The organism is Sulfurimonas sp. (assembly GCF_026991475.1).
GTDB lineage: Bacteria > Campylobacterota > Campylobacteria > Campylobacterales > Sulfurimonadaceae > Sulfurimonas.
Map to the genome: position 1 here is coordinate 1 of NZ_JALXBK010000039.1, position 2,059 is coordinate 2,059.

Sequence of the window (2,059 nt, forward strand, 5' to 3'; positions counted from 1 at the left end):
TATAAAAGTCCTAAAAGCGCTACTAAAAGTACAGGAGGGGTAATTACCAGCCCTACTTTCATATACTCACCCCAACCAATCTTTACCCCTTTTTGTGCAAGAACATGCAACCACAGAAGTGTCGCAAGCGAGCCAATAGGTGTCATTTTCGGGCCAAGGTTCGAGCCTAGTATGTTCGCATAGACAAGTGCCTCATTTCCCACATATCCGACATGGTCTATGGCTATATCCATAATCATAATCGTTGGCATATTGTTGGCAATTGAACTCATAAACGCAGCGATAAAGCCAGTACCTACCACAGCAACTGCTTCGCCATGCTCTTGCAGTGATTCTATCCATAGTGCCACTTCATTGGTAAGCCCTGCATTTTTGAGCCCATAAACAACGATGTAAAGCCCAATACTAAACCAAACAACCTGCCAAGGAGCCGCTTTTATAGTCATAATCGGCTTCACAGCCTTGTAGTGATTTGCAATGGCTAAAAAGAGCAAAGCCCCACCAAGTGCAAAGAGCGAAATAGGTAGATAATAATAATCTCCCACAAAATAGCCCACCATCAAAAGTGCTAAAAAGAACCAACTAAGCTTAAACATTGTCTGATTTTTAATGACCGAAGAGGCTTCAGGAAGCAGTGACACATCTACTTTAAGTGGAATGTCTTTTCTAAAGTAAAACCATAAAATGGCAATGGAAGCAGTGATACTCAAAAGATTCGGTAGAAACATATTTTTTGCATACTCAAAAAAACCAATGTGAAAATAGTCTGCTGTTACAATGTTGGTAAGGTTTGAGATAACCAAAGGACTTGAAGCACTGTCCCCGATAAAACCACCCGCCATCAAAAAGGCAAAAATAGGCAGCGGCTTCATCTTCAAGTATTTCATCTTTGCCAAAAGAATTGGTGTCAAAATAAGTGCCGCCCCGTCATTTGCAAAAAAGGCAGAAACAAAGGCACCAAGGAGTAAAATATAGACAAACAGTTTGTTTCCACTGCCACCACTAAGTTTTGCCATCTTTATCGCCGCCCACTCAAAAAAGCCTATCTCATCGAGTACCATTGAAAGGATAATGATGCCTATAAACGCAAGTGTCGCATCCCAAACAATGTTGGTCACGGTAATGACATCCTCAAAACTCACAACTCCCAAAAGGAGAGCCAACACTGCTCCAACAACTGCAGTCGTACCGATTTGCAAACCTTTTGGCTGCCAAATAACAAAAATAAGTGTGACTAAAAACAGCCCTGACGCTAGTATCATCTTCTACCCTTTTATTGAAAAATGAAAGTATAGCACAAAACAAATACTTATATCAAGATATATTGATATAAGTATTTGTTTTACTTTAAAAATATCATTTATTAACATTACGCTAACACACATTTAAGTACAATCTCTCCATGTTAAAAATACTCCTACTCGAAGATGATGCGATTTTATCTGAAACCTTAACAGAACTGCTAGAGAGTGAAGAGTTTGCAGTCACCCATGTAGATGATGGACAAAAAGCTCTTGATGCTACATTCGTGCAGCAATATGACCTCTTTTTATTTGATGTCAATGTTGCTCATCTAAGTGGTTTTGAACTTTTGCAAAGTCTGCGTGAGAGCGGTGATAAAACACCTACAATCTTCATCACAGCACTTACCGACATTGCTTCACTCTCACACGGCTTTGAAGTAGGAGCAGATGATTACATAAAAAAACCTTTTGATTTTGATGAGCTTTTAGTGCGTATTCATGCGCTGCTGCGTAAATCCTACCATAGCTACGACGATAAGATCCAAGTCGGGGAATTCTCTTTTGCCATAGAAAAAGAGGAACTCTACCGTGAAGATACATTTATAGCCCTCTCACCCTCAGAGCTTAAAATCACAAAGCTGCTCTTTCAAAATCTTGATGCTACTGTACAAAAAGAGAGACTACTTGAGTACCTTGGTGATGGCAAAGAGATGAGTGAGGGTTCCCTGCGTGTACACATCAATAAACTACGAAAAATCGGACTGCCCATTACAACCATAAAAAGAGTAGGATACCGCCTTGCATCATCATGAAAA

The 2,059-nt window shown here is 39.9% G+C and carries 2 protein-coding genes; one reads left to right on the forward strand and one right to left on the reverse strand.

Annotated elements, in window-relative coordinates:
- A partial coding sequence (locus tag MV589_RS02670) for an arsenic transporter (RefSeq protein ID WP_297431783.1) occupies positions 1–1,262 on the reverse strand: 1,262 nt, incomplete at its 3' end.
- 140 nt (positions 1,263–1,402) lie between these two features.
- Between MV589_RS02670 and MV589_RS02675 the strand changes: the two genes are divergently transcribed.
- Complete coding sequence (locus tag MV589_RS02675; RefSeq protein ID WP_297431785.1) at positions 1,403–2,056, forward strand: response regulator transcription factor; 654 nt, start codon at positions 1,403–1,405, stop codon at positions 2,054–2,056.
- Positions 2,057–2,059: the final 3 nt, after the last annotated feature.